22 protein-coding genes and 1 pseudogene are annotated in these 25,698 nt (G+C 68.8%); 16 read left to right on the top strand and 7 right to left on the bottom strand.

All coding sequences use genetic code 11. The annotated features are described in order from the left end of the window. Positions 1 to 6: 6 nt before the first annotated feature. Positions 7 to 2,505: a penicillin acylase family protein gene (locus ACWCO2_RS07920; protein ID WP_450126955.1), complete on the bottom strand. Its 2,499-nt coding sequence runs from the start codon at positions 2,503 to 2,505 to the stop codon at positions 7 to 9. A gap of 330 nt (positions 2,506 to 2,835) precedes the next feature. Continuing rightward, positions 2,836 to 4,083, bottom strand: a complete 1,248-nt coding sequence (locus tag ACWCO2_RS07915) for an MFS transporter (RefSeq protein WP_450126954.1) — start codon at positions 4,081 to 4,083, stop codon at positions 2,836 to 2,838. 162 nt (positions 4,084 to 4,245) lie between these two features. Here ACWCO2_RS07915 and amiA point away from each other — a divergent pair, with 162 nt between their 5' ends. The 10 genes from amiA (at position 4,246) to ACWCO2_RS07865 (ending at position 13,874) form a co-directional block, all read left to right on the top strand. Then, on the top strand, positions 4,246 to 4,347 hold the full coding sequence (gene amiA / locus ACWCO2_RS07910; RefSeq protein ID WP_450126953.1) for a streptamidine family RiPP: 102 nt from the start codon (positions 4,246 to 4,248) through the stop codon (positions 4,345 to 4,347). 101 nt (positions 4,348 to 4,448) lie between these two features. After that, a complete protein-coding gene (locus ACWCO2_RS07905) occupies positions 4,449 to 5,219 on the top strand; it encodes a hypothetical protein (RefSeq protein ID WP_450126952.1) in 771 nt (256 codons plus the stop codon). After that, on the top strand, positions 5,216 to 6,625 hold the full coding sequence (locus tag ACWCO2_RS07900) for a CocE/NonD family hydrolase (RefSeq protein ID WP_450126951.1): 1,410 nt from the start codon (positions 5,216 to 5,218) through the stop codon (positions 6,623 to 6,625). The genes ACWCO2_RS07905 and ACWCO2_RS07900 overlap by 4 nt, the downstream gene beginning before the upstream one ends. Beyond that, positions 6,626 to 7,987 (top strand): YcaO-like family protein, encoded by a 1,362-nt coding sequence (locus ACWCO2_RS07895; protein ID WP_450126950.1) that lies wholly within the window; start codon positions 6,626 to 6,628, stop codon positions 7,985 to 7,987. It begins immediately after the preceding gene. Further along, positions 7,984 to 9,156 (top strand): hypothetical protein, encoded by a 1,173-nt coding sequence (locus tag ACWCO2_RS07890; protein ID WP_450126949.1) that lies wholly within the window; start codon positions 7,984 to 7,986, stop codon positions 9,154 to 9,156. The genes ACWCO2_RS07895 and ACWCO2_RS07890 overlap by 4 nt, the downstream gene beginning before the upstream one ends. A 58-nt stretch (positions 9,157 to 9,214) precedes the next feature. Continuing rightward, positions 9,215 to 9,988, top strand: coding sequence for a sugar phosphate isomerase/epimerase family protein (locus ACWCO2_RS07885; protein WP_450126948.1), 774 nt, complete (start codon positions 9,215 to 9,217; stop codon positions 9,986 to 9,988). A 103-nt stretch (positions 9,989 to 10,091) separates the two neighbouring features. Beyond that, positions 10,092 to 11,075 (top strand): ABC transporter substrate-binding protein, encoded by a 984-nt coding sequence (locus ACWCO2_RS07880; protein ID WP_450126947.1) that lies wholly within the window; start codon positions 10,092 to 10,094, stop codon positions 11,073 to 11,075. Next, positions 11,072 to 12,067: a FecCD family ABC transporter permease gene (locus tag ACWCO2_RS07875; RefSeq protein WP_450126946.1), complete on the top strand. Its 996-nt coding sequence runs from the start codon at positions 11,072 to 11,074 to the stop codon at positions 12,065 to 12,067. Before ACWCO2_RS07880 ends, ACWCO2_RS07875 begins: the two co-directional genes overlap by 4 nt. Then, positions 12,064 to 13,083, top strand: coding sequence for a FecCD family ABC transporter permease (locus tag ACWCO2_RS07870; RefSeq protein WP_450126945.1), 1,020 nt, complete (start codon positions 12,064 to 12,066; stop codon positions 13,081 to 13,083). The genes ACWCO2_RS07875 and ACWCO2_RS07870 overlap by 4 nt, the downstream gene beginning before the upstream one ends. Next, positions 13,080 to 13,874 (top strand): ABC transporter ATP-binding protein, encoded by a 795-nt coding sequence (locus tag ACWCO2_RS07865; protein WP_450126944.1) that lies wholly within the window; start codon positions 13,080 to 13,082, stop codon positions 13,872 to 13,874. Before ACWCO2_RS07870 ends, ACWCO2_RS07865 begins: the two co-directional genes overlap by 4 nt. A gap of 310 nt (positions 13,875 to 14,184) precedes the next feature. Here the strand turns inward: ACWCO2_RS07865 and ACWCO2_RS07860 are convergent, their stop codons facing one another. Then, entirely contained in the window at positions 14,185 to 15,702 is a 1,518-nt protein-coding gene (locus ACWCO2_RS07860) for an acetyl-CoA hydrolase/transferase family protein (RefSeq protein ID WP_450126943.1), read from the bottom strand. A 698-nt stretch (positions 15,703 to 16,400) separates the two neighbouring features. On the opposite strand from ACWCO2_RS07860, the gene ACWCO2_RS07855 reads away from it, so the two are divergent. After that, the gene (locus ACWCO2_RS07855) at positions 16,401 to 16,994 is read left to right on the top strand and encodes a hypothetical protein (protein WP_450126942.1); all 594 of its coding nucleotides are present in this window, start codon (positions 16,401 to 16,403) and stop codon (positions 16,992 to 16,994) included. 129 nt (positions 16,995 to 17,123) lie between these two features. On the opposite strand, the gene ACWCO2_RS07850 is transcribed toward ACWCO2_RS07855, so the two are convergent. Further along, complete coding sequence (locus tag ACWCO2_RS07850) at positions 17,124 to 17,912, bottom strand: IclR family transcriptional regulator domain-containing protein (RefSeq protein WP_450126941.1); 789 nt, start codon at positions 17,910 to 17,912, stop codon at positions 17,124 to 17,126. A gap of 119 nt (positions 17,913 to 18,031) precedes the next feature. Here ACWCO2_RS07850 and ACWCO2_RS07845 point away from each other — a divergent pair, with 119 nt between their 5' ends. The 4 genes from ACWCO2_RS07845 to ACWCO2_RS07830 all read left to right on the top strand — a co-directional run bounded on the left by ACWCO2_RS07845 (position 18,032) and on the right by ACWCO2_RS07830 (position 23,102). Beyond that, positions 18,032 to 18,961 carry a LysR family transcriptional regulator gene (locus ACWCO2_RS07845; protein ID WP_450126940.1) on the top strand — a complete coding sequence of 310 codons (930 nt, stop codon included), beginning with the start codon at positions 18,032 to 18,034 and terminating at the stop codon, positions 18,959 to 18,961. A gap of 120 nt (positions 18,962 to 19,081) precedes the next feature. Beyond that, positions 19,082 to 20,413, top strand: a complete 1,332-nt coding sequence (locus tag ACWCO2_RS07840) for an MFS transporter (protein ID WP_450126939.1) — start codon at positions 19,082 to 19,084, stop codon at positions 20,411 to 20,413. Then, positions 20,410 to 21,660: a M20 family metallo-hydrolase gene (locus ACWCO2_RS07835; protein WP_450126938.1), complete on the top strand. Its 1,251-nt coding sequence runs from the start codon at positions 20,410 to 20,412 to the stop codon at positions 21,658 to 21,660. Before ACWCO2_RS07840 ends, ACWCO2_RS07835 begins: the two co-directional genes overlap by 4 nt. Further along, positions 21,657 to 23,102, top strand: a complete 1,446-nt coding sequence (locus ACWCO2_RS07830; RefSeq protein ID WP_450126937.1) for an amidase — start codon at positions 21,657 to 21,659, stop codon at positions 23,100 to 23,102. Before ACWCO2_RS07835 ends, ACWCO2_RS07830 begins: the two co-directional genes overlap by 4 nt. Positions 23,103 to 23,159: 57 nt before the next feature. Here the strand turns inward: ACWCO2_RS07830 and ACWCO2_RS07825 are convergent. Continuing rightward, positions 23,160 to 23,447 (bottom strand): annotated as a pseudogene (locus ACWCO2_RS07825) (SAM-dependent methyltransferase); the annotation flags it as partial. 160 nt (positions 23,448 to 23,607) lie between these two features. On the opposite strand from ACWCO2_RS07825, the gene ACWCO2_RS07820 reads away from it, so the two are divergent. Further along, on the top strand, positions 23,608 to 24,126 hold the full coding sequence (locus ACWCO2_RS07820; protein ID WP_450126936.1) for a 2'-5' RNA ligase family protein: 519 nt from the start codon (positions 23,608 to 23,610) through the stop codon (positions 24,124 to 24,126). Here the strand turns inward: ACWCO2_RS07820 and ACWCO2_RS07815 are convergent. After that, positions 24,116 to 24,265: a hypothetical protein gene (locus tag ACWCO2_RS07815; protein ID WP_450126935.1), complete on the bottom strand. Its 150-nt coding sequence runs from the start codon at positions 24,263 to 24,265 to the stop codon at positions 24,116 to 24,118. The genes ACWCO2_RS07820 and ACWCO2_RS07815 overlap by 11 nt on opposite strands. Positions 24,266 to 24,352: 87 nt before the next feature. Then, positions 24,353 to 25,615, bottom strand: coding sequence for a M20 family metallo-hydrolase (locus tag ACWCO2_RS07810; protein ID WP_450126934.1), 1,263 nt, complete (start codon positions 25,613 to 25,615; stop codon positions 24,353 to 24,355). Positions 25,616 to 25,698 lie beyond the last annotated feature (83 nt).

The following is a 25,698-nucleotide window of genomic DNA, read 5'->3' as shown; positions in this document are numbered from 1 at the left end:
CGGTGCTCAGTAGCGCAGTGATTCCTCGGATTCCTGGTTGCGGCGCACTTCGTCTTCGGTGAGCCAGGTCGGTTTGCGGCCGTAGTCGACGAACATCTGGAACTGGTCGTCGAAGTGCGGGCCGCGCGTGCCGTCGGGCGCGACGAACCCGTTCTGCCCGGGTGGGACGACTTCGTACCCGGTCATGCCGTCGGATCGGGACACGACGAGGTTGTTCTCCGTGCCTCGGTTCATGAACACCGGAGTCTTGCGCTGCTCGTCCGCGCCTGCGGATGGCACACCGAGGTAGTTGGACGTCGAGAAGACGTTCTGCGCGGTCGGTGCCAGCCAGTTGGCCGGGTCTGGCCCGTACTGCTGGCTGAGCGCGTCGTAGGTCCGCCGCATGGCGTCGCGCACGACGGTGGTCTTGTCCTGGCCGCGGAGGAAGTCGACGTGCTGCGGGACGCTCGCTTCGGCTCCGAGCAGCGCGTTGAGCAGGACCTTCGTTCCGGGTTGGATGTTCTGGCTGCCGCTGGCGGGTTTCTCGCGGGTCGGGTAGCCCGTCGAGCTGTACCGGGCGTAGGTCTCCGCTGGGAGGTTCGGCTGCACGACGTCGTCGAGCATGATCTGCAGCCAGGTCTGGATGATCGCGGTGCCCGCGCTGTCGTAGCGCCCGTCGCGGTCGTCGTCGGTGTTCATGCCGTCCCAGGCGGCGAGGGCCTGGTAGACCCGGTTTTCCAGGGCATCGGCGGGAAGTCCGGCCGCCGCATCGGTGAGGAAGGGCATGAAGTACGCCCGGTTGATGTCGGTCAGCGATGCGCGGCGCTGGATCTCCCACAGGTCGTCGGCGGTGATCGCCGGGTCGGCTGCGAGTTCGCGCTGCAGGACCTCGACGCGATCGGCGCGCCCCCACGGCAGGGAATCCGAATTCGGATAGCCGGGCGCGGGAGAGTTGTTCCAGTTGGCCAGATAGCCGGTCGGCGGGTTGAGGACCTGCGGGTTTCCCGTCGCGGGCGGCTGAAGACCCAGCCATTCCATCTCGCCGGTGCCGCTGGCGGGCAAGCGGGGATCCTGGCTCGCGGGGCGGATCGGGAAGTGTCCGGCGAAGTAGTAGCCGATGTTGCCTCTGCGGTCGGTGTAGTACCAGTTGACGCTGATCGGCAGCGATTCGGCCTGCCGGTGCCACTGCTGGTAGTTGCTGGCCTGGGTGGACCTCAGCCAGGTGAACAGAGTGTCGAGCTCCTGGCCCGCCCAGCTGCGCTTCTTGGCGTACGCCACGCCGTTGGCGGTGTCGAACTGGGTGACCGGGCCGTGCACCGTGGAGAACACCTGGACCGGGCGCGGTGCGCCGCCCTTGACCTCGACGGTCTCGGTGCGCTGCGACATGGTGCGGTACTCGCCCTGGTAGAGGTACCGGTGCGGGTCGCTCGGGTCGAGCTTCTCCTGGTACATATCGACGGTGTCGCCGTTGCCCGCGGTCGATCCCCAGGCGATCGAACCGTTGTGTCCGAAGAGGACGACCGGGTAGGCGAACGGGGTGTTGCCCACGACGTCGAACCCGGCGCCGTGCAGGCCCACCGAGTAGGTGTAAGCGGGTGAGAACCAGCCGAACTGCGGGCCGTTGAGCAGCAGGCTGTTCGCGTCCTGGGCGCGTTGCTTGCCGACGAGCATCATGTTGGAGAACTGCGGGGGTTTCGCGGCTCCCGGGCGCAGCGAGTCGATCTGCTGGGCGGCCTCGTGCCACGCAGCCGAGGCGGTCGGCTTCGGCGCGGTGTCCGGTGCCGGGATCGAGGCCGGGGCGGTCACGCCTTCAGCTGATCCGGCGAGGCCGTTGGGCCGGTCCACCGCGGCTGGTGCGGTCGCGGCCGGGCCGGTGGGCGCCTCGATGCTCGCGGGAGCTTCGGGGTCGACGGGCCAGGCGATCTGGTCGAATACCTGCCTGCCCTGCTCGGGGCCGTAGCGCTGTTGCAGCTGCCGGAGCATGGCGAGGTTCTTGATCTCCGAGTTGTAATCGGAGAAGCGGATGTTCATCGTCCCGACGGTGATCATCGCGACGTCGACGCCGGTCCAGTGCGACGGTTCGAAGCCCAGGTCAAGGAACTGCTTGGGCATGAGGTGCGCGCGATCGGCGGTGACCCGGTCGAGCCAGGCGTTCATGCCCGAGGCGTAGCCGTCGAGCACCTGCCGGTCGCGGGGTGCCAGCTCGTCGTACTGCCGTTGGATCGAGGCGGGGTCGTAGTCCGAGCGCACCGATGCGTCGAAGTCGGCGTAGTCCGCGCCCAGGACTTCCGAAACCGTGCCTTCCGCTGCCCGTTTGGTCATCTCCAGCTGGAACAGCCGGTCCTGCCCGGCCGAGTGGCCGTACCCGTAGAACAGCCCGTAGGTGCTGTCGGAGTAGATGTGCGGCGTGCCGTAGCGGTCCCGTTTGACGGTGACAGCGCCGTGGAGGTGCTTCTCCGGTGGTGGTTCCGTGGTCGCTCCGGAAGCGGGCAGCGATGCTGCCGCCACGAGCACTGGCGCGAGCAACGCGCCGACGAGACAGCGAGATCTGAACGCTCTCACTGCGTTCCGCCTTTCCAGATGGCCGACGGGCACGTGGTCCGCCAGCAGGTCCGTGCCGGCGGCGAAGCAGGCCCCGGCGAGGTGCGGGTTCGCCCGTGCAGGTCGGCGGTCAGGTGTGCGCCGGCCTTCGGGTGTGCGGATCGCGCAGTGCGACAAGGGTTTCCCGCGTGTGGATTCCCGAACGTTCGGTCAGTAATCCTCGCACATCCTCGCAACGCGACCCGGGGCTGTCAACGCGGTGAGCGCACGGAATCGGTCCACATGCGAACCCGGCCAACGTGCTGAGGCTTGGGTTCATGGGGTTCGGGCCTCCTGGCGCAGGGGTGAGCACCAGGCGGCGATGACGCCGAGGAGCAGGACCAGGACTCCGGTGGCGATTCCGAGGCGGGGGCTGAATCCGGTGATCGTGACTGCTCCGGCCAGGGCGGCTCCGGTTGGCATGCCGATTCCCCAGGAGAGCATTCGGCAGGTCGTGTTGATTCGGCTTTGGAGTTCGTCGGGGCTGATCTGCTGGCGGTAGGTGATCGCGTTGATGACCACTGCGGAGTACGCGGCGCCCCAGGCCGTCGCCGACAGGGCGGCGGCGATCCAATGCGTGCTGAGCAGCACCGCGCAGCCGCACAGCAGCGAGGTGGGGAGCGCGGCCAGCGCGAGGCGGGCTCCGCCGTAGCGCTTGTTCAAGCGCGGCACGATTCGGGAGGCGAGGAGTCCGCCGATTCCCCAGCCGCTGAACAGCACCGCGATGCGCCAGTCGCCGGATGGGGGCACGCCGAGGACGCGGTCGGCCCACGGGACGAGCATGGCCACGTACGCGCCGCTGGCGACCGAGTGGGTGGTGCCCACGAGCGTGAGTACGCGGACGATGCGGTGACGTGCGAGGAACGCCAGTCCGGTTCTGATGTCGGCCAGGATCGACGTGGTGGATCGGCGTGTGGCGGTGTCCCTCGGTGTCGACAGTGGACGGACGATCGAGCGGACCAGCAGGCCGGACGCGAGTGCGGTGATGACGTTGACAGCGATCAGCGGTGCGGGCGAGAGGGTTGCGACGAGCAAGCCGGTCAGCGGTGGGATCACGAGCTCGGCGAGGGTCGTCGCCGCGTAGACCTTGGAGTAGGCCTCGGTGAGGCGTTGCTTGCCGACGAGCGTCGGTAGCGCGCCGAAGTTGGCCGCGTCGAAGATGACGAACAGGGTCTGCGCGGCGAATCCGACCGCGAGCACGTGCGGTGCGGTGAGAACTCCGAGTGCCCAGGCGGTGGGGATGGTGGCGAGCAGGGCGGCGCCGGTGAAGTCGGCGATCAGCATGAGCGTCCTGCGATCGGCGCGGTCGGCCACCGCGCCCGCGAACAGGCCGAACAGCAGGTAGGGGAGTGCCTCGGCGACCGCGATCGCCGAGGTCCAGCCCGGTGATCCGGTGAGCTGGTAGACGAGGACGGGCAGGGCCACCGTCGCGACGAGGCTGCCCGTCACCGATGTCGCCCGCGCGGCCAAGTAGCGCCGGAAGTCCTGATCGGTGTCGACCTCGTCGGTCGTCGTGTTGGTCATGCTGCGTCCTCCTCGCTGCGCTCAGTGTAAATGGGAATCATTTTCGTTAACGTTACGGGCTGGTCGGTGGGATGCGTCACGAAGGTCAGTTGATCAAACTATTGAAAACGATTGTCAGTTCCGGTTCACTTGGCCGTGCTGAACCGGGAGGAGGTGAATGAAATGGACGACGTCTTCCAGCGAGTGGAGGTCGAGCGGGAGCTCCCGCACAACTCGGCCAGCCACAGCAACGCCCTCGTCGAGAACCCCTTCGACGACGAGTGATCGACCGCCGGTGCCGGCACCGCTCGGTGCCGGCACCGGCCCCTCAACTTTCCGGAAAGGCAGGATCGATGCGACCGCCGCGACTTCGGCCCGGCTGCTCGGTGTTCACCGTCGACGGTCGGGGAACCGTGCTGCGCGACGCCGGTGGGCTGATGTTCGACATCGCCTTGCCCGACGACCAGCTCACCGCCGTCCGCGACGCCCTGACGGGCGAGGACTGCGCGGAAACCAGTGCGGTGGCGGCATTTCGTGAAGCTGGGCATCTCGGTATGCGTGCGACGTGGCCTGTGGAGCGCTCGCGTGTGGTCGTCCTAGCGAACGACAGTGCTGCGTTGTGCGATGCGCTGCGTGGCGCAGGTGCGGACCCGATTCCGGTTCCAGCCACGTCGTCCGTGGCAGACATCTTGGAGCGCGATCCGGCTGCGGTTTGTGCCTGGTCCGATGGACCTGCTCCGAGCACGTGGCGTGACCTCGATGCGCTCGTCGATCACGGCGTGGCATGGCAACGCGCGAGCCGCGAAGGTCGGCACGTCCTCATCGAACCAGTGGCGGGGGCCGTGCGGCACAGTGATGTCGTTGCGCGCAGGTTGGCCGCCGCGGGTTCGGGTCATCGCCATCTGTCAGCTTTTTGGGCGCAGTACGACACCGGGGAAGCACTGCACGGCGACGAAGGTGCCGATGCGGCGGATCTCGCGATCGTCGTGGCGTTGCTGGTGAATGACCTCCGGGCTTGGGTGCTCGGTTCGCCTGTGGTGGACAGCGGGTTCCGACCCGATCCGCTTCCGGCCAGCAGGCGGTTGCGCGTCGTCGAGCTCGACACCGGGGCGATCAGCGATCATCCCGTTCTGCCCGTGCCCGCCAGTGCGCCGTGACCAGCGATCACTTGGTCACCACTGTGGACGGTTGTCGGCTCGCCGTGACAGTGGTCGAGGCCGATGGGCCAGGACCGGTCGTCCTGCTGCGCACGCCCTATGGGCGGAACCGACTGCTCGGCGAGGCGCGGGGTTGGGCTTCGCGCGGATTCACCTGCGTTGTTGGTGATGTGCGAGGGCGTTTCGGCTCGACCGGGGAGTTCCTGCCCTACGCCCACGAGTTGGCCGATGGCGCCGCTCTGATCGATTGGATCGCTGATCAGGCCTTCGGCGGCGGCCCGCTGCTCACCGCTGGAGCGTCATACGGCGCGTACTGCGCAGTGACCGCCGCGCTGGCCCGCCCGAACACCGCGCGCGGGGTGCTGGCCAGCGTCCCGGCGCTGGGACTCGGGGAAACCGCGAGGGAACCCGGCGGCGCGGCGCGGCTTGCGTGCCGACTGGGGTGGTGGGCCGAACACGGCGGCACATCGGAATCTCGGGTGCTGCAACCCGACCTGGACCGGCTGTCAGAACTCCCCGTCACCGGACTCGTCGAGCGGGTGCTCGGCACGACTCCGCCGGGCTGGGATGCGATGTGGACGGCGCCGCGCCGTGACGAGCAGTTCTGGACTGGGCTGCGCGAGCTGCGCATGCCCTTGCTGGCTGTCGGAGGCGCGCACGACCCGTTCGCCTCGCACACCGTCGAACTCGCCGAAGCGTGGGGCGGCCCGACGCGCCTGGTCATCGGACCTTGGGGCCACGAACTCGATGCGCGCGATCCGGGTGCCGCGCTCGGTGGAAAGCGCATCGGTTCGGTGTACGTGCGGTGGGCACGTCAGGTCTGTGGCGGAGAAATCGGCGGGGACAAAGGCGTGATCGCCGTCGATCCGCACGGCGGGTGGAGACACCTGGTGTCCCGTCGTACGAGGTTCCCCTGCGCGGTTTCGGATGGCACCTTCGTAGCCGATCCGTCAGCCCCGTTCCGTTCTGACACCGATTGCGGGGACCGGTCACTGCTGCGCACAGACCCGCTCGTCGCGGGTGAAATCGCAGGTCAGATAACTATCACGCTCGACGCCGAGGCTGATGCCGTCGACGCGGACTGGGTGGTGCGCCTTGCGCTGCACACCGCTGATCAGGTCGTGCCCCTGACGCACGCCATCGGCCGGTACGAGCACGTGCCAGGACATCGCCGCGAGGTCGTGATCACGACGCCGCCTGTCGGCGCGAAGGTTCCCGCAGGCGCGCGGCTCGTCGTCGAGGTCGCCGGTCACCACTGGCCCGCGCACGCCCGGAACCCGCACACCGGAGTCGATCCGGTCGTCGCCACGGAACTGCTGCCCAGCGCACGTCGCGTGCACGCAGCACGCCTCGATTTGCCTTGGCGCCAAAACGAATTGCTCAGTCCCGACCTGGAGGTCGTCTAGATGCCCGTCACTCCGACGATGCCGGTGGAGTCGTTGATCGACCCGGCCACCGGGATCGTGCGCCGCCTCGTCGACGTCGCCCCGGTCGACGGCGCGCCACCCCGCTACACCGGCGTCACCGCCGAAGTCGCCGACGCACGTCGACTCGGCGCATGGCCCGCCGACCGGGTCAGCCTCGGCACCACCTTCGGCGCACCCGAGGGCGCCCGCGCGGCTGCTCTCGGAGAGGCGGTGGAACGCTACTGCGGCAACCGGGTCGCACCGGATCTCCGGCAGGCGACTGCGGCGGAACTGTGCGGCGAGCGGATGTTCGGTCCCGATGACCTCCCGTTCTTCGCGTCGTGGCAGTACGACGCCCCACGCTGGCCGTACCAGCGGTTCACCGACGACCTGGTGGTGAAGTGGGTGCAGGGCGCCGAGGACGGTCAGCAGTGCTGGCTGCCCGCCTCGTGGGTGTACCTGAACTACCACAGTGGACAACGCCGCCGGGAACCTCGCTTGCACCACCTCAACTACGCGGGCATCGCCACCGGCGTCGACGAGCAGGACGCGTTCCGGCGCGGCTTGCTGGAGCTGCTCGAACGCGACGCCCTGGAGTTGTGGTGGCACCTGGGCGGCCCGTCGCGGGGGATCGACGTCGACTCGGTTCCGGGCCTGGCTGCTGAGCTCACGGGCTCGCGGCTGCAGGTGCACCTCGTCGAGCTGCCCACGGATCATCCTGTTGCGTGCGTGGCGGCAGTGGTGGTGGATCCGGTGACCGGGATCGTCGGCGGTGGCGGCGCGGCGCGGTTCGATCCCGTCGAGGCGTGCACCAAGGCAGTGCTGGAAGCCGTGCACACGTGGGTGTTCACCCTCGGGCTGATCGATCCCGAGGGCTGGGTGTTCGAGGCGATCCGCGCCGGGATCCTGGCCGAAGGTCTCTACCTGCCGTTCCGGGAGGATCGGCGCTACTTGGACGACTGCGGCGCGCACTTCGGCCGCGTGCGGGACCTCGGCGCGCAGGTGCAGGTGTGGCTGGACGAACGCGCGCAGGACCGGCTGCTGCCCCGGTTCACGCGACCTGAGCAGGTGATCGGTGTCGACGATTTGCCGCGCGGTGACCTGGATTCGCTGTTGTCGAGCCTGCGCGGCGCCGGATGCCGGATCGCGCATGCCGACCTGACGACAGAGGACGTGGCGCACACGCCGTTGCGCGTCGTGCGGGTGTGCGCCACGGGCCTGGTCCCGAACGCGCCGGCGGCTTTCCGGTACTGGGGATTGCCGCGGTGGCGCGAGGTCATCGAAGCACGGGGCTGGGCTCGGGCCGCGGACCCGCTCAGCGGGCCTGATGGTCTTGTCGTCGAGCCCCCACCGTTCCTGTGAGCGTCCGGGAATCCCTGCACGCGGCGTGGTGCGGAGAGCTGCCTGGCGACACCGATCACGCACTGCGGCCAGCGGAATGCCGGAGGTGGCCGGGGCCGGAGTTCGTGCTGGGTCGCTGGCCGCGCGGTGGGGTTGACGCGTTGCTGGACCTCGCACTGGCTTCGGCACCAAAGCGGCGAGCCGGGGGAGTGCGGCTGCGACGCGTGCCCTCGGCGGGCGGCCGGTATCCGATCGAAGCGCACGTCGTGCATCGCGGCACCGCATGGCGGTACGACCCGGTGAGCCACGCGCTGGTCGCGCCAACGCCATCCGCGTTATCCACATCGGACACTCGGGTGGTGCTGTCGGTGAATCCGCTCCGGACGTGGTGGCGATACGGCCCCCGCTCGCTGCCGGTGTTGCTGCTCGACCTCGGACACGCGGTAGGTGCGTTGCTGGCCTCGGCTGCGGCACTGGGTCATCCGGCGCGGGCGACAACTGGGCTGGGAGCGGACGTACTGGCGGCATGGGCGGGACTCCCGACGCAGGGCTGGCCCGGATGCGAGCCGGAGTTTCCACTGGCTGTGGTGGAAATCGGCGGACCGCTCACCATCCCGCTGGCGACACCGGCCGAGCATGCTCCATCCCCGGAGGCGGTGCTCGATGACGTCATCGCAGCGCATGGCGAGACGGCGTGGATTCGGCTCACCCAAACGCTGACCGAGCTGGGGACCGAGGCGTCAGAACGGCAGTGGAACGGGCCTGCACCAACCGTCGGTGACCTGCTGGCCCGCGCGACTGCACCGTGGGAGCACGTCACGAGAGGCGATGTTGCGCTTTCGGAGTTGACGGCGCTGTCGGCTTCGGCATCGCCGCTTGCGGTGGGGCGGGTTGCCGCGGTGCGGACGTCTGGGAGTGAATTGGTGGCCGACCTCGCGCCCCGCTCGTGCGGCCAGGCGGAAATCGCTCGATCAGCCGCTCTGTTGCTGGCGACCGGAACGGTCGACCCCGATCCAGCGACGGCCTTCGACGAACACCTCGGAGCGGGCCTCGCGCTGCACGCGGCGTGGCTGACCGCCACCGCGCTGGGCCTCCTGGTGCGGCCGGTCGGCTGCTGGATCGACACGGTCCTGCGGGCTCCGGAAGGCCCGGTCCGCCTGCTGCACGCGCTCGCGATCGGCGGGCGATGAGCACCGAAGAACGTCCTCATCAGCGGATCCGCTGCACACCCGCGTGGAAAGGCAGAACATGATCATCCCAGGCTTGGCGTCGGTGACCTTCCGGCGGCTCGACCCGGCGCAAATCGTCTCAGTGGCGGTCGACTGCGGTCTCCAGGTCGTCGAGTGGGGCGGTGATGTGCACGTGCCCTGCGGCGCCACCGACACCGCGCGGACCGTGTCCGCGTTGTGCGCCGACCACGGCATCGAGATCGGCACGTACGGCTCGTACTACAAAGCAGGGAACACGCCGGAGCACGAGTTCGACGCGGTCGTGCGCACAGCCGTAGCGCTGCGCGCTCCGCGCGTCCGGGTGTGGGCGGGCGTCGCCGGTTCCGCGGACGTGGACGCCGAGCAACGCGCCCACATCATCGCGGACCTCCAGCGCTGCGCGGATTTGTGCGCTGTGGAAGGACTTCAGCTCACCGTCGAATACCACGTCAAGTCCTTGACGGACGACATCGACTCGGTGGTGCGCCTGTACGACGAGGTCGGTCGCGATGCGCTGGTCCCGCACTGGCAGCCGCGCGAGCTGCCGGTGGCCGACACGTGCGTGCGGGAAGTGCGTGCGCTGTTGCCGAAACTGGCGTCGGTGCACGCGTTCTCCTGGGGAGCGGACGGATTCACCGAGCGGCATGCGTTGGCCGACCGCGTCGACGTCTGGGACGCCGTGCTGCGGGAGCTCGCGGCCGACGGTCGGCGGCGCGAGGTGCTGCTGGAGTTCGTGCCCGGGGACAGCGTCGACATGTGCCGCCGTGATGCGGCCGTGCTCCGCGACCGCATCGCAGTGGCGTGCAGTGATTGATCACTCGATCGTGGACAACGTTAGATGAAAATGGTTATCGTCACCTTCGATATCCGAATCGCTCTAGGAGGACCCCGTGCGCGCAGAGCGCAGCACAGCTCGAATGCTTTCCGCCGTTCTGCTCGCTGCAGCCGTCGGGCTCGTCGGCTGCTCCGCAGCTCCGGAAGAGGAGCCGGCAGCTGCCCCCGAGGCCGCTCCGGCGATCGACCGCACCGCGCAGCCGTTGGAGGCGTCGCTGGCCATCACCGATCCGCACGGGCAGGAGGTGACCTTGCCGAAGGCACCTGAGCGGATCGTGTGCCTGAGCGGGCTCTGCGACGACGTGCTCCTCGAACTCGGCATGACGCCGGCCGGGACGAGCAACCCGGACCTGCTGACCCACCCCGCGCTGATGGGGGAGCAGGGCAACACCGTTCCCGTCGTGCAGGGCAGCTTCGGCTCCGAAGACGTCGAGAGCATCGCGGCGCTCAAGCCGGACCTGGTGATCGGGCTTTCCGGCGTGCACGACTCGCTGCGGCCGGCGATCGAAGGTTTCGCGCCGCTGTGGCTGACCGATCCGGCGAGCTGGCAGGAATCGGTCGCCTACCTGCGGAATCTGGGCTCTCTGACCGGGCACGCCGAACAGGCCGTGGCCGCGGAGACGGCCTTCCGGGGCAAGCTCGCTGACGCCGTGCAGGCCACCCGTGAAAGCGGTCAGGCGGGCCAGAAGGTCGTGCTGATGTACGGCAGCGCGGACTCGATCGGCGTGGACACCAGCGATTCCCTCAAGGGTGATCTGCTGGCGCAGCTGTTCGGTTACCCCTTCCCGGCCAAGGGCGCTGATGCCGAGACGGCCAGCAACTACAGCGTTGAGGAGCTGCTCGCCAAACAGCCTGATGTCGCGCTGGTGTATTCGTTGCTGTTCTCGCCCGAGGACCGCACACTCAGCGCGCAGCTCGCCGATAACCCGGTGTGGCAGCAGATCCCGGCGGTGCAGGACCAGCAGGTGCACGAGGTGCACGCCAAGCTGTTCGGTTCCGGCCGCGGCACGCGGAGCCTGGCCGCGATCATCGACGAGTCGATGAAGCTGGTGCCTGCGTCCCGATGAAATCGTGGTTCCGGCACGGCGACCGGCTGCTCGTGGGTGTACTCGCGTTGGCGCTGGTCGCCGCGTCGTTGATGCTCGGCGAGCCGTTCGTGGGCGTGAACCGCCTGCCGCACGCGCTGACCGCCGATGGCGGGCTGGAGCACACCGTGGTCGTGCTGCTGCGCGCGCCGCGACTGGTCCTCGCCGTGTTCGCCGGGGCACTGCTGGGCGTCGCGGGCTTGCTGTTGCAGGAGTCGTTGCGAAACCCGTTGGCAGTGCCGGAAATGCTTGGAGTGTCCAGCGGGGCGTCAGCAGCTGTGGCGGGGTGCGTCGCGTGGGGACTGTCGGTTCCGGGCGCGCCGCTCGTGCCTGCGCTGATGGGAGCCGCCGTTGGCGGTGCCATCACGATGCTGGCCGTCCGCGGTGTGGCCGACCGGGCGGCGGTGCTGCTCATCGGCGCGGCAGTCAGCGCGGGGCTGCACGCGGTGATGCTGACCGCGTTGTCCCTGTCCGACTCACGCGACCAGGGGGTGCTGGTGCGCTACCTGCTGGGCTCCTTGACCGGAACCACGTGGGAAACCGTCGCGGCCCTGGTCCCAGGCCTGCTGATCGGACTGCCGTTGGCCGTGCTCATGATCCCGTCGCTCGGCGTGCTCCGGCTCGGCGACGACACCGCCGCAGCGCTGGGCGCGTCCCCGGTCCGGGCCCGCGCCATGACTTTGGCGGTGGGCTGCGTGCTCACCGCGGTCGTGGTCGGGCCGTGCGGACCGGTGGCCTGGGTTGGTTTCCTCGCGCCGCAGCTGAGCCGGTGGCTGCGTCCGAGCGGCACGCACCGGTCGTGGCTGCTGTGGTCGGCAGCGCTGGGCGCGCTGCTCGTGGTCATGGCGGACCTGCTGGCGCGGACCGTGCTATATCCGTTCGAACTGCCGGTGGGCGGTCTGACTGCCGTCGTCGCGATCTGCGCGGGCGCGCTGCTTTTGGTGCGCCGCAAGAACGCGGTGGTGGTCCGGTGATCCAGCGGATTCCTCGCCCACTGCGTCTGATTGCGTTGCTCGGCGTCGTGGTGGCCCTCGCGCTCGCGCACCTGGCGACGGGTTCTTCAGCTTCGGTCGCCGAGACTTGGGCCGCGATGTTCGGAAGTGGTGACCCGCTGACCGCGCAGATCGTCCACGAGCTCCGGATGCCGCGGGTGCTCGTCGGAGCCGGGGCCGGGATGTGCTTGGGGATGGCGGGCGTCGTGTTGCAGGCAGTGCTGCGCAATCCGCTGGCCTCAACGGACGTGACCGGGGTCGGTTCGGGCGCCGTGCTGGGTGCGGTGGCCGCGACGCTGATGGGCGGCGACTTCACCTCACCGGCCCGGTTGGTCCTGGTCGCGATGATCGGCGGCACGCTGGGCGGTGCCGCGTTGTGGCTGTTCGCGACGCGGGTGGGCAGCGATCCGGTGCGCCTGGTCGTGGTCGGCGTGATGGTGTCGGCCGCGCTCGCGGGCGCGAGCATGGTGCTGCTCACCGCCCGGCCCCAGCTGACCGGATCGATGACGCAGTGGCTGATCGGCTCGCTCAACGGACGCACCTGGGCGCACTGGGCGGCGTTGTGGCCGTGGCTGCTCGCGGCATCGGTGGCGGGACTGCTGGTGTCTGCGGTGATCCAGGTGCTGGCCGTCGACGACGACCACGGAAGCGCCATCGGGCTCGCGGTTTCCCCTTGGCGCAGCGCGGTTCTGCTCGTCGCGGTCGTGCTGACGGCCGTTGCGATCGCTTCGGTGGGAGCGATGGCCTTCGTGGGGCTGCTCGCCCCGCACGCCGCTCGCGCGTTGTTCGGCGCCGATCTCCGCTTCGCCTTGCCCGCAGCCGGATTGTTCGGCGCAGCAACGGTGTGCGCTGCGGACGTCGTCGCCCAGACCGTCACGTCGTGGGCTGCGGACCCCGCGCGTGCCGGAATCCCCACCGGGGCGGTGACCGCGGTGATCGGTGCCGTGGTCCTGATCCGGGTTGCCAGGCGGAGCTCGACCACCGGAGGACAGCGATGAGTTCTTTGCAAGCCCGCGGCGTCACCGTCCGCTTCGTTGACCGAACGGTCCTCGACGGCGTCGACGTCAGCGTCGCCGACGGCGAATGGGTGGCGCTGGTCGGCCGGAACGGCTGCGGGAAGACGACGTTGCTGCGGGTGCTCGGCGGGCTCCGCGCACCGGATGCGGGCGAAGTCCTGGTCAACGGCCGGTCGCTGCGATCGTTGTCCCGCCGCCAGATCGCCCGCGAGGTCGCAGTGCTGCCGCAGTCGATGCCGTCAGTCCCGGGCCTCACCGTGCGGCAGCTGGTGCGCCAGGGGCGGTATGCGGTGCACGGCCCCTTGGGGATGCTGATGGGCGGCGAAGATGCGCAGGTGCGCGAGGCGATGTCGGCCACCGGCGTCGAGGATCATGCGGACGAGCTGATCGACCGCCTGTCCGGTGGTGAGCGGCAGCGCGTGCGGCTGGCGCTCGCGTTGGCGCAGGACACCTCGATCCTGCTGCTCGACGAGCCGACCACTTACCTGGACATCGGCCACCAGCTGGAAGTCCTGGAACTGGTCCGCCGGTTGCAGCGCGAACGCGGGCTGAGCGTGGTGACCGTGCTGCACGACCTCGAGCAGGCGGCGCGCTACGCCGACCGGGTCGTCGCCCTGCGCGAGGGTTCGGTGCACGCGGAAGGCCCGACCGCTGAGGTCGTCGACGAAGAACTGCTGGCATCGGTGTTCGGTGTGGACGGCCGGGTCCGGCAGGACGAACTGACCGGCCGTCCACTGTGCACCTACGATTCGGTGCGTTCCGATTCGGCGTGACCACGGGCTCGTGGACCGTGCTCTGCGCCAGGACGGCGTCGCACCTGGTCGGATGCGGCACCACCCAGTGCCCAGCAGTGCTGGGCGTCCTCCCCCTCAGAACCTGTTTTGAACTCGTTTTGCGTGGCGGTGCGGGTAGCGGAACCTCAGCGCCCGCCTGGTCTGCGGGTGCCCAACTTGATGTATGCCAATACACGGCAGTTGGGCCGTCCTCGCCAGGACGAACGCTGAGAACCCGCGGCGGTGCGAGCTGCGAGGGTGGGCTATGCGCCTGGCGGCGCATCAAAAGCAAAGGATCAAAAACAGGCACTCAGACTCCGGTGCGCATGGTTCCCTCGTCGATGAAGCGCTGGTGCCAGGACAGCGCTTCGCCCAGCAGGTGCGGCGTGTGGCGGCCGTACGACGAGCTCATCGCGCGGTCGAAGTAGTCGCGCAGGGCCGGCCGGAAGTCCGGGTGCGCGCACTGCTCGATGATCCGCTCGGCGCGCTTGCGAGGCGACAGCCCGCGCAGGTCGGCCAAACCCTGTTCGGTCACGATGACGTCCACGTCGTGCTCGGTGTGGTCGACGTGCGAGACCATCGGCACGATCGACGACACCGCGCCGCCCTTGGCCTGCGAGGGCGTCATGAAGATCGACACGTAGGCGTTGCGCGCGAAGTCCCCCGAGCCGCCGATGCCGTTCTGGATCCGGCTGCCCATCAGGTGGGTGGAGTTGATGTTGCCGTAGATGTCGGCCTCCACGATGCCGTTCATCGCCAGGCAGCCGAGCCGGCGCACGACCTCGGGGTGGTTGCTGATCTCCTGCGGGCGCAGCACGATCCGGTCGCGGAAGTCGGCCGCGTTCCGGTTGAAGCGGTCCACCGCCGCCGGACTCAGCGAGAACGCGGTGGCCGAGGCGATCCGCAGCTTGTCGGACTCGATCAGCTGCAGCATCCCGTCCTGGATCACCTCGGTGTAGGCGGTCAGCTGGTCGAACGGCCCGTTGCCGAGCCCGGCGAGCACGGCGTTGGCGACGTTGCCCACCCCGGACTGCAGCGGCAGCAGGCCGCGCGGGATCCGGCCGACGCGCACCTCGGACTCCAGGAAGTCCAGCACGTGCCCGGCGATCCGCTCGGAGTTCTCGTCCGGCGGGGTGAAAACCGTGTTGCGGTCGGGAGATTCGGTCTCCACGACGGCGATCACCTTCTCCGGCGGGCACTCCAGGTACGGCACGCCGATCCGGTCCGCCGGGTGCGTGATCGGGACCGGCTTGCGCTCCGGTGGCAGCGCGGTGCCGTAGTAGATGTCGTGCATGCCGTCGAGGTGCTCGCTCTGCCACGAGTTGACCTCGAGGATCACCTTGTCGGCCCGGTCCAGCCAGGTCTTGTTGTTGCCCACCGAGGCGGAGGGGATCAGGTGTCCCTCGGCGGTGATGCCGCTGACCTCCACGACGGCCACGTCCAGCTCGCCGAAGATGCCCTGCCAGGCCCGCTGCGCGACGTGCGAGAGGTGGATGTCGGTGTAGTCCATCTGCCCGGAGTTGATCCGGTCCCGGGTGACCGGGTCGGATTGGTAGGGCAGACGCATGTCGATGCCGTCGACCTCGGCGAGGGCGCCGTCGAGCTCCGGGGCCGTGGACGCGCCGGTCCACAGGCCGATCTGCATCGGCCGGCCCTCGGCGTTCGCCCCGGCCACCCGCTTGGCCAGCGCCCCCGGCACTTCCTTGGGGTAGCCGGCGCCGGTGAACCCGCTCATGCCGACGTTGTCGCCGGGTTCGATCAGTTCGGCGGCCTCTTCGGCCTCGACGATCTTCGCCGCCAGTTGCCGGTTCCGAATCCTGCCGGTCACTTCCGCCCTCCCGCTGCGCTGGGGTCAAGGGTGTGCGCCGAGGGTTCCTTTTCGCGGCTGAGCGAAAAGGAACCCGACGTGGCGAGGTGTGCCGGAATGTTAGGCACGGAAACGGCCGGAGATGTTTGTGATGCACGACACGTGAATGGCCGTGGGCCCGGTCACCTTGTGCTGCGGATCTCACTTCGGAAGCCGTTGAGCTGCGAGAACAGCGACGAGGAGGTAACGCCGCGTGCCAGTTCGCCGAGCTGCTCGCCGAACTGGGGCGAGTTCGCACCGCGACACCAGGTGTCGGCCAGCGAACATTCCCGGCCGCCCGGACTCCGCCACCCGCACCACCGCGCACGACGAGGATGGAAGGGTGTCCGCCCTCGACGCGCCCTCTTGTCACCTGGTCGAGTCAAAAAAGCGACACCATCGAGTGGTTGAACATGAGTAACATTCTCGTTTTTCGGATCGCCCCGTCGTGTTCGTCCTGATCAGACGGCGTGTTCCCGGGAGCAGATCTGATCGGCCCGTGCTGCCGGTGAAAAGGACTGGGTTAGCGTCCCTCCGGCATTCGATCATCCAGGTCAAGCCGTTGACAGGTGCTTTCCGGCCGACGCCGGACGCTGCAGACGACAGGTGCGCGAACGGGTCAGGAGCCGATACCACCGTGATGGAAATACCTCTGAATGACAACGAAACGGGAGGAATCCATGCGTAGAAGTGCTTGCCTCGCAGGCGCATTCGCCGCTGGCGTCGGACTGCTCGCCGGAGGAACTCCGGCGTTCGCGGACAGCGCGGACGCCGACGGCATCAACGTCGGCAATGGCAACAACATGAACGTGGCGCCGACCCAGGTGTGCGGCAACATCACGGTGACCGGTGGGATCGTGGTGATCATGTCCCCGCAGGTCATCAACTGCATCAACGCGCCCATCGTGGACCACCCGGTGCAGACGCCCCAGGCGGAGGACGTGACGCCTCCGGTGGAGAGCGAGACTCCTGTGGAGAGCGAGACCCCTCCGGTGGAGGACGAGACGCCTCCGGTGGAGAGCGAGACTCCGGTGGAGAGCGAGACTCCGGTGGAGAGCGAGACGCCTCCGGTGGAGAGCGAGACTCCGGTGGAGAACGCGACCCCTCCGGTGGAGAGCGAGACCCCTCCGGTGCTGCCGGTGCAGGAAACTCCGCCAGCACCGCCGGTGCAGAGCAAGACCCCGTCCACCATCGGCGCGACGCCGGCGAAGTCGAACCTGTCGACCGCGCCGTCCCCAGCGCTGGTGCGCGGGCACGTCGCAGTCACGGGCTGATCGCGGCCACCTGCCAGCCTGAACGGGGACAACACGCCGTTCAGGCTGGCGGACGTTCCAGATCGCGGGTGAGGGGCTCGGGGCGCCCGTCTTCAGCGGCGCTGTGGCCGAAGGGGTGCCTGTGGGGGCTCACCGGCTGCGGGGCGCTGGTTTCAGGCGGAAGTCGGCCTCGATCCGGGAAGCGGTTGCCACCAGTCGCGGCACGATGTCGCGTCGCACGCTCTCCTCCGTCGAGCTGTGGGCGTGCAGCGAGACGTTGACCGCGGCGATGACCTTTCCGTCGGCGTCGCGAACCGGTGCTGCGACGCCGCGCAGGCCCTCCTCCAACTCGTTGTCGGAGATGACGAAGCCCTGCTTGCGGATCTTGGCCAGCTCGGCGAGCAGATGCTCGCGCGTCGTCGTGGTGTGCGGGGTGACCTGCGCCAGGTCCATCGACCGCAGCCGGACCTCCAGGTGCTCCGGCGGCATCCCGGCCAGCAGCGCTTTGCCCATGGAGGTCGCGTGCGCGGGGAACCGGGTCCCCACCGGGATCGTCACCGCGAGCAGCTTCGGGCTGGGCACCTGCGCGACGTAGCAGATCTCGTCGCCTTCGAGCACGGCGAGCGCGGTCATCTCGCGCAGTTCCCGGGTGAGCCGACGCAGGTGCGGTTCGGCGATCTGCGGTAGCGAGCGACTTGACAGGTAGGCGTAGCCGAACTCCAGCACCTGCGAGGTCAGCGCGAAGTGCCGCTCGTCGTGCCGCACGTAGCCGAGGTCGACGAGGGTGAGCAGGATCCGGCGGGCCCCGGCCCGGTCCAGACCGCTGGCCTGGGCCACCTCGGTCAGCGTCAGCTCGGACCGGTCGGGGGAGAAGGCGCGCAGCACCGACAGCGTCCGCTCCACCGAGCGCACGAAATGCCCACCGCGTTCTTCAGGCATGCCGACCTCCCCATTCCGACCTGCGATTTTAAGTCATCGCCGAGGAGCGGGAGGACGCACACGTCCGGACCGCACGACTCGGTGTTCTCAGAATCGGCGTGGTGGCAGCATGTTGTGCCATGACGCGGTCGTTCACCCTGGTCCAGCTCCGCTACTTCTGCGCGGTGGCAGAGTTGGAGAACATGACGGCCGCGGCTGCCGCGCTCAACGTCACCCAGTCGACGTTGTCGTCCGCGGTCGCCCAGCTGGAGCAGACCATGGGCACCGCGCTGTTCACCAGGCTCCCGCGCCGCGGGCTGCGCCTCACGCCCGCCGGACGGCGTCTGCACGAGAGCGGACTGCTGCTGCTCGAGGACGCCGACCAGCTGCCGGGGCTCGTGCGGGAGGAGGGGCCGACCCTGGTCGGAGGCCTCACCGCCGGGATCTTCGGGCCGCTCGCGCCGTTCCGGGCCTCGCTCATCCTCGAGGAGTTCGAGCGCGAGCACCCCGGCGTGCACCTGTCGTTCCTGGAGGGCGACCAGGAGTTCGTGCGGCGGGCGCTGCGCGACGGCAGGTGCGAGGTCGCGCTGATGTACGACCTCGGGCTCGGTGGTGAGCTGCCGCGCCGGGTGTTGCGGCGCATCCCGCCGCACGTCATCGTCTCGCCGGAGCATCCGCTGGCCGCCACCCCGCAGCGACCGGTGAGCCTGCGCGAGCTGGCCGACGAACCGCTGATCCTGCTGGACCTGCCGCACAGCCGCGAGTACTACCTCAGCCTGTTCAAACTCCTCGGCGTCGCGCCGAAGATCCGCCACCGCGCCAGCGGGTACGAGACCGTCCGGGCGTTCGTCGCCCGCGGGCACGGCTACTCGGTCCTCAACCAGCGATTACCGCACGAGCTCACCTACGCCGGCAGCCCGATCGTCCCGCTGCCCGTGGTGGAGGAGCTGCCGCCGATCGAGGTGCTGCTGGTGCGGCCCGCCGGGACTCGCCCCACCTTGAAGTCACGGGCCTTCGAGGAGATCTGCCTGCGCGTCTACGGCGTGGCACCGGGACCTTCCATCGACTGAGCCGATCGCGCAGTTCCAGTCGAATCTGTTGGACAGATCATATCCGGCTGACCAGCATGGGCACACCTGCGACGACGAGGTCTCCGGTTCCTCGCCGCACTTCCTGTTGGGAGCAGCCCATTGAGGACCAGCGCACGTACCGCTTCCGGCGCCCCGACCCGCCCCACTTCGGGCCTGCAGAAGCGAGTCCTGGCCGGTGGCAGCGTCGGTCAGTTCATCGAGTTCTACGACTTCACGCTCTACGGCCTTTCCGCGGTCACCCTCGCCGCGTTGTTCTTCCCCGGCGGGAGCCAGCTGGCCAGCATGCTGTCCACGTTCGCGACCTTCGGCGTCGCGTTCTTCGTCCGCCCGCTCGGCGGCCTGTACTTCGGCGCCCTCGGCGACCGCATCGGTCGGCGCAAGGTCCTCTACATCACGCTGCTGACCATCGGTTTCGCGACGACGATGATCGGCCTGCTGCCCAGTTACGCCACGATCGGCGCCGCCGCGCCCACCCTGCTGGTGCTGTGCCGCCTGGCGCAGGGCTTTTCGGCCGGCGGTGAGTCCGTGGGCGCACCGGCTTTCGTCTTCGAGCACGCCCCGCTGGACAAGCGCGGGTTCTGGCTCGGCATCACCCTGTCCGCGACGGCGCTGCCTTCCGTGTTCGGCGGAACCCTGATCTTCGTGCTGTCCAACGTCCTGAGCCCGGAGGCGTTCCAGTCCTACGGCTGGCGAATCCCGTTCCTGCTGGCGCTGCCGCTGGCCTTCATCGGCCTGTGGATCCGCAGCCGGACCGAGGAGAGCCCGGCGTTCCAGCAGGTGCTGCAGAAAGCAGAGGGGCGCGAGCACGCCCCGGTCCGGGAAGCGTTCCGCGAGAACAAGGTCCGCATGCTGCAGGTCGGCTTCGTCATGGGCCTGACCGCGCTGGGCTTCTACTTCCTCAGCGGCTACTTCGTGTCCTACCTGCAGGATTCCGGTGGCCTGAGCCGGGAGGAGTCGTTGCTGGCCAACGCGGCGGCGATGCTGCTCTACGCCGTGCTGCTGCCCATCGGGGGCATCGTCGGTGACCGCGTCGGCCGAAAACCCATGCTGCTAGCGGGATCCCTCGCCCTCGCGGTGTTGGCCGTGCCGTCGTTCAGCCTGGTCACCAGCGGTTCTCTCGGGCTTGCACTGCTCGGCCAGTCGTTGTTCGTGCTGTGCCTGATCACCTACGGCGGCGGCTGCTACGCCTTCTTCGTCGAGATCTTCACGACTCGGACACGGTTCACCTCGGCCGCGGTGAGCTACAACGTCGCGTACGCCCTGTTCGGCGGCACGGCGCCATTCGTCGGCACCTACCTCGTCGGGCGCACCGAGCTGCCGTCGGCGCCCGGCTGGTACATGGCCGTGGCCGGGTTGATCGTCTTCGTACTGCTGATCGCCACCCGGGTGCCCGAGACCCGGCAGCGCGTGGATGTGGAGGTTGCCCGATGAGTTCCGAATCCTTCCTGACCGACTTCCACCAGGTCGCCGCGATCGGGGCGACGCCCGCGAACGGTGTCGAGCGACAGGCGGCGACCCCGGAGGACAAGGAGATGCGGGACTGGTTCGTCGCCTTCGCCGAAGAGCGCGGCTGGTCGGTCCGCGTCGACTCCATCGGCAACCTGTTCGCCCTCGTGGAGTGGCAGCCGGGCGCAGACTACGTCCTGGTCGGCTCGCACCTCGACAGCCAGCCCCGTGGTGGCAGGTTCGACGGCGCCTACGGCGTGATCGCAGCCCTGCACGCGGCGGACCGTCTCGCCGCCCGGGTGGCGAAGGGCGAGCTGGCACCGAAGTACAACCTCGCCGTCGTCGACTGGTTCAACGAGGAAGGCGGCCGGTTCCCACCGTCGATCATGGGCAGCTCGGTCTTCGCCGGGCTGCTGGACGAGCAGGAGATGCTGCAGGTCACCGACCTCGCGGGCGTCACCGTCGCCGAAGCCCTGGACTCCATCGGCTACCGCGGCACCGACGAACGGCCCACCCCGGCCGCCTACGCCGAGATCCACATCGAGCAGGGCCCGATCCTCGAGCGGGAGGGCATCGAGCTCGGCGCGGTGGACCACAGCTGGTACACCCAGAAACTCGACGTGGAAGTGCTGGGGGAGCAGTCGCACACCGGCGCGACCGCCATGGCCGACCGCCGCGACGCGCTGGTGGCCGCGTCCAAGGTCGTGGTGCTCGTCCACGACGTGACCAAGGACTTCCAGCCGGAGTCGATCGTGTCGTCGGTCGGCCAGCTCACCCTCGAACCGAACTCGCCGATCGTCGTGCCCCGCCGCGTCCACCTCGTCGCCGACATCCGGGCCAACACGCCGGAGATCGTCCGCGAAGCCCGCGCGCTGCTGCTGGAGCGGATCGCAGCCGTGGCGCGGGAACACGACCTGACCATCGACGTCCGGGACTTCGACGTCCGGCCGGTCCAGAGCTTCCCGGAGGAAGGCCTGGAGCTCAGCGAGAAGGTGGCCGCCGAACTCGGCATCGGCATCCGGCGGATCAACACCATGGCCGGGCACGACTCGGTGGCGATGAACCGCATCGTCCCGGCGCTGATGATGTTCATCCCGTCCATCGACGGCGTGAGTCACTGCGAGCGCGAGTTCACCAGCGACGAGCAGATGTCCGTGGGCGTGGACGCGCTAACCGAGGCGACCTGGGAACTGCTTCAGGGCGGGCTGGACCGGGAGGAGACCGAACGATGACGGATTCCCAGGGCGAACTCGCCTACCTCGACGCCGTCTCCGCCCTGCGGGCTTTCCGCGGCTTGGAGCTGTCACCGGTGGAACTCTTCGACGCCCTCGTCGGCCAAACCGAGCGGGTCAACAGCGGAATCAACGCGTTCACCGAGACCCTTTTCGACGAGGCGCGGGCCGAGGCGGAACGTGCTGCTGAGGCCTACGTCCGCGCGGCCCGTTCCCCGGAACCCACGCCGCCACTGCTCGGGATTCCCTTGGCAACGAAGGAGAAGCACAACCTCGCTGGACGGCGGATCGAGCAGGGATTGGCCACGCACGCCGGTCGGGTGGCCGACGCGGACCACCCCGTGGTCGAGCGCATCCGGCAGGCCGGCGGAGTCATCCACGCCCGCACGACCACACCGGAGTTCAGCTGCGCCACGGTGACGCACAGCGCCATGTGGGGCGTGACCCGCAACCCGTGGAACCTCGACGCAACGCCGGGCGGTTCGTCCGGCGGGGCGGGTGCTGCGCTGGCCGCCGGTATGACGACGTTGGCGACCGCGTCCGACATCGCGGGCTCGACGCGCGTGCCCGCAGGATTCACCGGAACCGTGGGCTACAAGGCACCGTACGGCCGGATTCCGGGCCTTCCGCCGCTCAGTGGTGACTGGTACCGCGGCGACGGACCGATGGGGCGCACCGTGGCCGACACGGCGCTGCTCGCGTCGGTCATGTCCGGACGGCATCCCGCTGACCACACCTCGTGGGGACCGCAGGGCGTGCCGATCGCACTGCCGGAGGATCCGGTGACAGCACTGCACGGCGTACGGGTCGGCTTGTCGGTGCGGCTCGGTGACTTCCCGGTGGCACCCGAGGTCGAAGCTGCCACGCTGGACGTGGCGACCCGGCTGGAGCAGGCCGGTGCCGTCGTCGTGCCGGTGGAGCTGCCGTGGACGAGCAGCCAGGTGATGCGCACGATCTTCGCCCACTTCGGCCAGCTCCTGGGGCCGACGATGGAGCGGGAATCCGGTGGCGTGGAGACGCTGGCGTCGTACGCCCAACGCTTCATCGCAGATGCCCGCCGCCAAGCCGAGTACAACGGCCTCGTCGACTCCCTGAGCCTGGACGCCGCAATGCAGCGCGACCTCGCCACTGCGATGGCAGACGTGGACGTGCTGATCTGCCCGACCAACGCGGTGACCGCACTGGCAGCCGACGGCGACTACCTCGACGGCGTCGACGTTGGCGGAAACCACCACGGGCACTACTGGGAGGCGCACCTGACCAGCCCGTTCAACGTCGCCAACCGGTGCCCGGTGCTGTCGGTGCCCAGCGGTGTGGCGGGCAACGGCGTCCCGACCGGGGTGCAGGTCGTGGGGCACCCGTTCGACGAGGAACCGGTGTTCCGGGTCGGCGCCGGAATCGAAGCACTCGTACCCCGCGCACCCTGGCCCATGCTCGGCTGACCACGCCACATCGTCCACAACGGATTGCTGCTGAGATCATCGCAGTTCGCCGACGGCTCAGACGAGGTCTTGCGCGATGCTGACCTGCGGTTCGTCGGCCAGCAGCTCACGAGCGTGCTCGGCGGCGAACGGATCGTGGTCGACGTAGGCGACCCGGATGTCCGGATCATGCCGGTGAGCGATCTCGTGGACGTTGCCGACCGTGGGCACCCCGGAACCCAGGTCGACGAACTGATCGACGCCCTGCTCGCACAGGTATTGCACGACCCGCCCGAGGAACCACCGGTTCATCCGCGCGAACCGCAGGATCTCCGGGGTTATCGCCATGACCTTCTCAGCCGCTTCGCGATCAACGGGTCTCCGCGGACTGCGGTCCGGGCGCGTCCGGCGACTTCAGAGGTTTGTCCGTGTGATCTGCAGAGCCAACTGCGACTTTCCGGAGTTCCCGGGGGTGAGCTGCGTGACGTCGATCGTCGGCGGGTGGGCGAGCGGGTAGAACGGATGCATGCCTGAAGAGGGTGTGACGGCGTTGGTGGTGCCGATACCGGAGGCTGACCCACTGCTGGTCGCAGTGGCGGTGCGGTTCCCGGACGCGGTACGACCGGTGCCCGCGCACGTATCGCTGCTGTACCCGTTCGTGCCGACCGAAGCGGTCGACCAGCGGGTTCTCACTGGTCTGGCCGAGGTGTTCGCCGGGCAGCCACGGTTCCAGGTGGAGTTCGGCAAGTGCCGCCGCGAAGGTGGATTCGTCTCTCTGCTGCCCGATCCAGCTGACGGGTTTGCCGAGATGATCAGCGAGATCCGCCAACGGTGGCCGGATCTGCGCCCCTACGGCGGCCGCTTCGGAAACGACGTCGAAGCGCACCTGACCGTCGCGCTGAACACTTCGGATGAGACGGCGGAGGTGGTGGAGCGCGGAATCATCCCGGAGTTCGCGTCCATCCGCGCCGAGGTTCGTGAGGCGTGGCTGATCAGCTTCAGCGGCCGGTGGCAGCTGCGCCAGAGGTACGAATTCACCAGTTGAAGGCTTTCCTGGCGTATCCGTGAGAAGCGCGGCTCTGGAACGTGGTCGTGGTGAGCCAGTTTTGGGCAGTGATGATGTGGGTGGTGGTTGCCGGGGTGTCTGACTCGGCATCTACCAGCTGTTCCTCGACTTCGAGCACGCCGGAACTGTCCGCACCGCGCAGTTCACCGTGGCCGCCAAGTGAACCGGCTGCAGCGGGTGGGCTCCGCCGGGGCTCACCCGCTGCTCACTCGTCGAGCTCGCCCGACATCAACCGGTGGACGACGTTCGCCAGCAGGTCGGTGCCCGCGCACACGTCGCGGTCGTGGGTGAATTCGCCTTCGTTGTGGGAGATTCCCTCGACGCTGGGGACGAAGAGCATGATCGAGGGCGCGACGTCCTTCATGTTCACCGAGTCATGACCGGCGATGGTCATCATCCTCCGGTGGCTCAGCCCCAGCTCGTCCGCTGCTCGGGCGGCGAGTTCGACTCCTGTCGGCGGGAAGGGCGCGACTCCCCAGCCGTGTGTTTGGTGCAGTTCGATGCTGACGGCCGCGCGTTCCTCGATCTCGGAGATGGTGGTGGCGAGCTTCTCCGCTGCGGCGTCGAGGACGGTTTCATCGGGCGAACGCAGGTCGAGGTGCATGCGGACCTCCCGCGCCACCACCACAGGTGAGTTTGGTTCGATGAACATCTCGCTCACCGACGTGTGCAGCGGGGCGCTCTGGCTCTCCTCGGCCAGTTCGCGTGCGGCGACCACCAGGAGCGAGGCGCTGAACAGGGCGTCGCGGCGGTCCGGCATGATCGTCGACCCGGTGTGCGACTGGTCGCCGCGGACGACCACCTGGTACTTGCGCGCCGCCCAGGTCGAGTCCACGAGACCGATCGTGATTCCGTCGTTCTCGAGCTCGCGGCCCTGCTCGATGTGGATTTCGGCGTAAGCGGCCACGCCCGGACCGGTGTAGTTGCCGATGGTTCCGATCTCGTCGAGCGCGGTGCGCACCGAGATTCCGGCGGGATCGGTTGTGGCCAAAGCGGTTTCGGCGGGCAACTTGCCGGTGAAGACGGCGCTGCCCATCATGCTCGGCTTGAAGCGAGAGCCCTCTTCGTTGAACCAGTTGACGACGGCGACGTTGTAGCGCGGGGACGTTCCCTCGGTCTTCCAGCGCTCTACTGCTCGGTGCGCGGCGTGGGCTGCGGCCAGAACGCCGTAGGCGCCGTCGTAGCGGCCGCCGCGCGGTTGGCTGTCGAGGTGCGAACCGGTCAGCACGTACGGTGCGCCGGGGACGATGGTGAAGAGGCCGAACTGGTTTCCCACGGCGTCGTAGCGGACTTCGAATCCGCGGCTGGTCAGCCACTCGTGCAGCCAGGCGCGCTGCTCACCGTCGGCCGAGGTGGCGGCTTGGCGCTCGACCCCGCCAGCGGGCGTCGCCCCGAACGCCGAGAGTTCCGCGAAGTCGTCCAGCAGAGCGGTGTCGTGCTGTTTCAGAACCGGCGAGACGTCGTCCATGATCCCTCCCGGGTTTCTCGATGCTGGACCTCGTCGTCCATTTGAACTGAGCGCCTGCCCGCCCAACATCGCACTTCGCCCCC

It is taken from the genome of Saccharopolyspora sp. NPDC002376 (assembly GCF_053593195.1).
This window is presented reverse-complemented; position numbering and strand designations above follow the sequence as displayed.

Coding starts and splice junctions, on each gene's coding strand:
- ACWCO2_RS07810 (WP_450126934.1), bottom strand. CDS start 25,615: ATGGACGACGTCTCGCCGGTTCTGAAACAGCACGACACCGCTCTGCTG.
- ACWCO2_RS07820 (WP_450126936.1), top strand. CDS start 23,608: ATGCCTGAAGAGGGTGTGACGGCGTTGGTGGTGCCGATACCGGAGGCT.
- ACWCO2_RS07895 (WP_450126950.1), top strand. CDS start 6,626: ATGCCCGTCACTCCGACGATGCCGGTGGAGTCGTTGATCGACCCGGCC.
- ACWCO2_RS07845 (WP_450126940.1), top strand. CDS start 18,032: ATGACGCGGTCGTTCACCCTGGTCCAGCTCCGCTACTTCTGCGCGGTG.
- ACWCO2_RS07865 (WP_450126944.1), top strand. CDS start 13,080: ATGAGTTCTTTGCAAGCCCGCGGCGTCACCGTCCGCTTCGTTGACCGA.
- ACWCO2_RS07885 (WP_450126948.1), top strand. CDS start 9,215: ATGATCATCCCAGGCTTGGCGTCGGTGACCTTCCGGCGGCTCGACCCG.
- ACWCO2_RS07880 (WP_450126947.1), top strand. CDS start 10,092: ATGCTTTCCGCCGTTCTGCTCGCTGCAGCCGTCGGGCTCGTCGGCTGC.
- ACWCO2_RS07850 (WP_450126941.1), bottom strand. CDS start 17,912: ATGCCTGAAGAACGCGGTGGGCATTTCGTGCGCTCGGTGGAGCGGACG.
- ACWCO2_RS07835 (WP_450126938.1), top strand. CDS start 20,410: ATGAGTTCCGAATCCTTCCTGACCGACTTCCACCAGGTCGCCGCGATC.
- ACWCO2_RS07915 (WP_450126954.1), bottom strand. CDS start 4,083: ATGACCAACACGACGACCGACGAGGTCGACACCGATCAGGACTTCCGG.
- amiA (WP_450126953.1), top strand. CDS start 4,246: ATGGACGACGTCTTCCAGCGAGTGGAGGTCGAGCGGGAGCTCCCGCAC.
- ACWCO2_RS07875 (WP_450126946.1), top strand. CDS start 11,072: ATGAAATCGTGGTTCCGGCACGGCGACCGGCTGCTCGTGGGTGTACTC.
- ACWCO2_RS07830 (WP_450126937.1), top strand. CDS start 21,657: ATGACGGATTCCCAGGGCGAACTCGCCTACCTCGACGCCGTCTCCGCC.
- ACWCO2_RS07855 (WP_450126942.1), top strand. CDS start 16,401: ATGCGTAGAAGTGCTTGCCTCGCAGGCGCATTCGCCGCTGGCGTCGGA.